Source organism: Acidovorax sp. HMWF018 (assembly GCF_003061035.1).
In the GTDB taxonomy this organism is placed as follows: domain Bacteria; phylum Pseudomonadota; class Gammaproteobacteria; order Burkholderiales; family Burkholderiaceae_C; genus Acidovorax; species Acidovorax delafieldii.
Genome location: NZ_QAIM01000178.1, coordinates 1 through 4,723, shown reverse-complemented (window position 1 = coordinate 4,723; position 4,723 = coordinate 1). Strand labels below are relative to the sequence as shown.

At 57.5% G+C, this 4,723-nt stretch carries 7 protein-coding genes; all 7 read right to left on the bottom strand.

Going from position 1 to position 4,723, the window contains the following annotated elements; genetic code table 11:
• Positions 1 to 57 precede the first annotated feature (57 nt).
• Positions 58 to 774 (bottom strand): hypothetical protein, encoded by a 717-nt coding sequence (locus tag DBR23_RS29890; protein ID WP_199227652.1) that lies wholly within the window; start codon positions 772 to 774, stop codon positions 58 to 60.
• 70 nt (positions 775 to 844) lie between these two features.
• Complete coding sequence (locus tag DBR23_RS06695; RefSeq protein WP_108497718.1) at positions 845 to 1,225, bottom strand: hypothetical protein; 381 nt, start codon at positions 1,223 to 1,225, stop codon at positions 845 to 847.
• Between the two features lie 230 nt (positions 1,226 to 1,455).
• A complete protein-coding gene (locus DBR23_RS06690) occupies positions 1,456 to 1,947 on the bottom strand; it encodes a hypothetical protein (protein ID WP_108497717.1) in 492 nt (163 codons plus the stop codon).
• A gap of 147 nt (positions 1,948 to 2,094) precedes the next feature.
• Positions 2,095 to 3,381 (bottom strand): hypothetical protein, encoded by a 1,287-nt coding sequence (locus DBR23_RS06685; protein ID WP_108497716.1) that lies wholly within the window; start codon positions 3,379 to 3,381, stop codon positions 2,095 to 2,097.
• Between the two features lie 77 nt (positions 3,382 to 3,458).
• Complete coding sequence (locus DBR23_RS06680; RefSeq protein ID WP_108497715.1) at positions 3,459 to 3,866, bottom strand: hypothetical protein; 408 nt, start codon at positions 3,864 to 3,866, stop codon at positions 3,459 to 3,461.
• 281 nt (positions 3,867 to 4,147) lie between these two features.
• Positions 4,148 to 4,390 carry a hypothetical protein gene (locus tag DBR23_RS29210; protein ID WP_146191255.1) on the bottom strand — a complete coding sequence of 81 codons (243 nt, stop codon included), beginning with the start codon at positions 4,388 to 4,390 and terminating at the stop codon, positions 4,148 to 4,150.
• A partial coding sequence (locus tag DBR23_RS29560) for a hypothetical protein (RefSeq protein WP_158276433.1) occupies positions 4,387 to 4,723 on the bottom strand: 337 nt, incomplete at its 5' end. The genes DBR23_RS29210 and DBR23_RS29560, both read right to left, overlap by 4 nt.

Below are 4,723 nucleotides of genomic sequence, written 5' to 3'. Positions count from 1 at the left end.
TCCAGACCAAGGCTGCTTTGTTTCATGGCCGATAAGCATGCCACGGCCGGCTGACAACTACCAAACATCGGGGGAGGTTTTGCAGGATTTCCCTAGTGCGTAGCGATTATGCGTTGCATGCTCCACGTTTCCTTGCACATGAAAAAGCAAACCTGATGCAATTGCCTCAGTCCACCAGATCAGGCATTCCTTTAGATCGTGATCGGACCCTGATGCAATGGCATCCTTTGAGGCCGCAAGTCTCTTTTGATCGAAGTTCGCATCATTGATCGCCCCGCGTGATGCAATTAACCCGCGTTCAAAGTCTGCGACGTATTTTGCGAGTTCAGTCACGTTTCCTTGCGGATTCCTATTTGCATCGAGATCACGGGCTTCCTCCGCCAACATCCACTCCGCATCCAGCTTTGCAGACATAGGCAAATTCAAGCTCATGCGCTCCTTAGTGGAAAACAGGGTGGCAGATTGGAGCGAACCCCAGCCATCTTCATTTGACCAGAATGCTCCTACGGCTCCATCAAGGTCAACATCTGACTCACTCAATGAATGAATCACATACTGAACTTGGTGTGGCCTCTCGATGTAGTTCGACACGTTTCCTTGCGCTTCCCGGCCAGTTACTTCCAGTCGGTCGCGGTCGATACCTTGCGAGTCGATGTACTCATCTTTTGCTGCTACCGCCGCGAAGAAAGCATCATCGCCCTTGTCCGCAGCGGCATCGATAGCTGTATCGAGTTCACTGATGCGAGCGAGTTGCTGGTGTGTGTTTTTCGACATTTTCCGTTCTCCTAAAAAAGAGACGGGCACCGGCCCGAACGGGCAGTGCCCGTCAGGGTGTGTACAAGAGTCAGTGCGCGCCTGCGTCAAAGCAGCTTTGGCAGATTTCCGCCCCATCGGGGCAGCCCACCAACGTGCTCACCGCTTGGCCGCAATCGCTGCACAGGCTTTCCTGCTTAGCGTCGAAAAGCTCGCCCTCCGGGTCGTATTCCCGCCAGATGCCACCAAAGGCGTCGGGGAGGGAATCGTTGCCATGGATTCCGACATACCACTCGTCATCGATCCTGTCAGCAGGGTTTTGCACCTCGCCGCCGCAGTAATCGCAGACGACTTTGGCGATGTCGGTCATGAAGCCCTGGAAGGCCTCAAAGCTATCGACCTCGCCGGAGTCGGCCGTCAACAGCTTGGTGACGATCTCTGCCAGTTCTTTTGCGCTAATTTGCTTGCTCATGGGTCTCTCCAATGAAATGGACGGACCCACCCAAACGGGCAAGGCGCCCGTCCGGGGTGGTGAAATCGGCTTTCGCCGGTTGATTGCTGATTCGCCTTTTGGGGCACGGCCAAGCTGCCGATTCAAACCACAGACGCTAGGTCGGTGGGTGTGAAATCGCTTTCTCAAAGGACCGAGGGACCCTTGAGAAAGCGCTGCATCCCCGAAGGGGTGCAGAACTTCCGTTCATGTCAGCGCGGCTGGAGATCCGGGGCAGGAACAACCTGCAGGATCGCCTTAGCCAGACGCGACTGAATGCCATCAGACAGACACCGGAAGGCGCTGTTTGCGTAGCGATTGGAGACCCGTGCAAGGTGCAGCACCTGCTGGGTCTGCTCCGGGGTGGCCCGTACCCATCGCCGGATGACATCTTCCTTGATGGCGATGCGATCGATGTGATGCTTCACCCATTCACGCAGACGCGCTGCATCTACCCCACTCATTCCCGTGCCGGGAAAAGGCGCGAAGACGCAAACGGCGTCGAGCGCGGCAAGCTCCGACGCATTCACCACGCATGTGCGGGTGGCCTCGATGCCGTTGCTTAGCTCTTCGCATGCAACCTTGGGCTGGTCCGCGAACTGCTCATGGCCAAAGCCGATCCGCTCGCCCGTCTCAATGATGCTGAAGCGCAGGCGGGGCTTGGCCGTGGTGACGATCGACACGAACTCGATTGTTTTTTTCATGCTCACTCCAGAAAGAGCGGGCACCAGCCCCATTGCGGGACAGGCGCCCGCAAGGGTCAAAAAATCAAAAGCGCCCACGCGGCCGCCCTGAGGACATAAAAACTAGCAATTCAACACGAAGTTCCGATAGTTTTAGACGCAATCAAACTAGGCGGCCTGGGCTACTTCAGCCATCCCGAGCACCTTGAGGTGGGTGATGGCTGTTTGGCAAAGGCCCTTGTAGGTTTCATGCTTCTTCACCTTGAAACTCGCTTCAAAGCTAGGTGGCTCATCGTCAAAGTCCAGCAACGCCCGAGGGCATGCGCTGGTCTTCCAGGTGAGGTGGTTGCCGTCCATGTCCCGCAAAAGCACCAAGATAGACACGCCGTAAGGCGTTTCCAAAGGGACGGTGCGATGCACGGTGAGTTGACGTGTCATCTTCTCGCCAGGCGCACCAACGTGACGGCTGATGGCGATGTCTCGCTTCTCTGCCGTGGCTTTGGTGTACATGGCCCAGCTTGCTGCAGCAAAGGCGAGATGCTTGGGATCCAGCGCCAGCGCGTCCTCCTTCAGCAGTAGCCGCAGGTTCGCGTTGAAGCTGGATGTCTCTGGCAACTCTGCCGCCCATGCTCGGATGGCATCTGCTGTCGCAAGATGCTTCTCCTCCATGGAGCAGTATTGCTGTCGCAACTTCTCGTCATTCATCAACGTACGAAGAAGCCCAGGGACTTCCTGGTAGGTTGCAGGAATGCCAAGCTCGCGTGCCTTTGCCGCAGAGACGAAACCCGAGGTCGCAGCCAGGAAACAAACACCCGCAAGAAACTCGCGCGTGCTGATGGCGTTGCGCCTTCCTGATCCGAGAAACTCCCGGAGGTCATCCTCCTCTGCGCGCAAGACATCCCACATCTTGGCCAGGAAAAGCGCGGCAGCAGGGTCAATGCCGGTGAAGTCCTGCAGGCAGGACCCGCCCACTTGCATGTAGGCATCACTGGACTGATCCCGCAGCACAAAGCCATCCTTGCGACGGCGCTTGGTGTTGCAGTGCTGGCAGCCGATGGGGCGCGAGGCAAAGTTGGCAATGGCCTCGGTGTCGCGAACCTCCTGGGTGACTTGGAACTGCAAGTTCCCGCCTTCGAAGGCTTCGACTTTCCCCACAACTTGCCAGTTGCCCAGCTTGATGGTGGGGTACTCAATACGAAATCGCTTGAGTTGGATGGGGTTCCTGGTTCCCCCGGCTTGCGCAGGCACCAGGTAAGACAAGAGCTTTTCTGAACGGCCGATCTGCTCGACCTTGCGCTCGAAAAACTCTGTCGTTGCCGAGAGGATTGCGATTGGCTCAAGGCCGTATGCCTTGGCCTTCTTGTTGAGCGATTCAAGACGCTTTCTGAATGCGGGCTCTTGTCCTGGCTCGATCAGCACCACTGCAGATTGCTGAGAAGTGGAGTTCGATTGCATGTGATTTCCTTGGGGACGCGCGGCACCTCACGCCTTGCGGCGCGAAACACCGCAGGGGTTGAAAAAATGGGGGCGCACTACCCTGCCTGCAATTCACGCAGACTCTCCTCGGCCGCGTCAATGCGGACTTGGTTCTTCTGCGCACGCGCAATTTCCAGCCTGAGCTGATAAACGGCACGCTGTAGGGCTTCGCTATCCAGTGCGCCAGAGGCGTCCAGTAGCGTGTTCACGGTCTCGAAGGCTCCGTCAATTCTCGCAATGGCCGGGTCGCTTTGCTCGACCGATTGGATCGAACGAATTTCAACCGTGGCATTGTTGGAGTTGCAGTTCAGGCAGGCCTTGAGCCAGCGAGAAAGGCCTTGATCGGTTGCCAGGCCGCCGTGGTGATGGGAAATCTCCATCTCCACAATGACCTTCGTCGTTCGCTTCGCGGTGCTCTCGCTAAGAGCCACGCTCGCAGCCAGACTGGCTGAGGATTCTTTCATGGGATTCTCCTTTGTGAAGAAGACAAGCCCATGCCCCAGCGGGCAATGGTGCCCGTCCGGGTTTGTAAAGTGCTCAGATGAGCTTTCGTGCTGGTTGTTTCGACTCCCCAAGCTAGGAGCTATGAACCGGTGGCGTAGCCACTGGTGTCAATTTCGCTTTCCAAAGAGCCCCGTAAAGGATGGACGCTTTGGAAAGCACTCGCTTGATGCGAGCACTTCCATTCTAAGGCAGGCAACCGCCAGAGCCAAAGCCCTGGGGTTGATGCGATTTGCCCCGTCCGTCAGATCCCGTAGTGGGCCCTGACAAGGCGGCGGCGCTCCAAGTAGCAGCGCCCCTTGGTCACTTCCAGCGGCGCAGACGCAACCAGGTTGCGAAGCGCTGCCAGACGCATGAGAGGGCTGTACTGGTCTTTGGCTTGGGCCACGCGCACCAGATGGAACACGGGCAGCACATCGGTCGCTCGGATGTGACCGAAGAACCGCTGGCGACGAGGACTCGCCAAAACGCGCTGAGCGGGGGTCATGCCAGAGCCTCACCTTTCTCGCGAGTGGAGGCCACTCTGCGCGAAAGATGCTGGTCCGCATAGCTTCGCACGTATGCAAGGCTAGGCTTCCCGGAGCCTCCCATTTCTGCCAGGCGGCTAGACATCCAGGCAAAGAACGGTGCGTTGCTTTGAATGGAGTCCAGCTCGTCCTGCTCAAGCGTGTCCAGGAACGCTTGGTAATGAGGGTTGCTTGCGCGGCCCTCTCGAATTTCCGCGAAGGCCCCTGCATCCTGCGCTTCCTTGGAAAAGCAGATGGCAGTAGCGCGCTCCTGTTCTTGCATGGTATTCAGCCAGTCAGTGACGATGGACTTT

Coding starts and splice junctions, on each gene's coding strand:
- DBR23_RS29890 (WP_199227652.1), bottom strand. CDS start 774: ATGTCGAAAAACACACACCAGCAACTCGCTCGCATCAGTGAACTCGAT.
- DBR23_RS06695 (WP_108497718.1), bottom strand. CDS start 1,225: ATGAGCAAGCAAATTAGCGCAAAAGAACTGGCAGAGATCGTCACCAAG.
- DBR23_RS06690 (WP_108497717.1), bottom strand. CDS start 1,947: ATGAAAAAAACAATCGAGTTCGTGTCGATCGTCACCACGGCCAAGCCC.
- DBR23_RS06685 (WP_108497716.1), bottom strand. CDS start 3,381: ATGCAATCGAACTCCACTTCTCAGCAATCTGCAGTGGTGCTGATCGAG.
- DBR23_RS06680 (WP_108497715.1), bottom strand. CDS start 3,866: ATGAAAGAATCCTCAGCCAGTCTGGCTGCGAGCGTGGCTCTTAGCGAG.
- DBR23_RS29210 (WP_146191255.1), bottom strand. CDS start 4,390: ATGACCCCCGCTCAGCGCGTTTTGGCGAGTCCTCGTCGCCAGCGGTTC.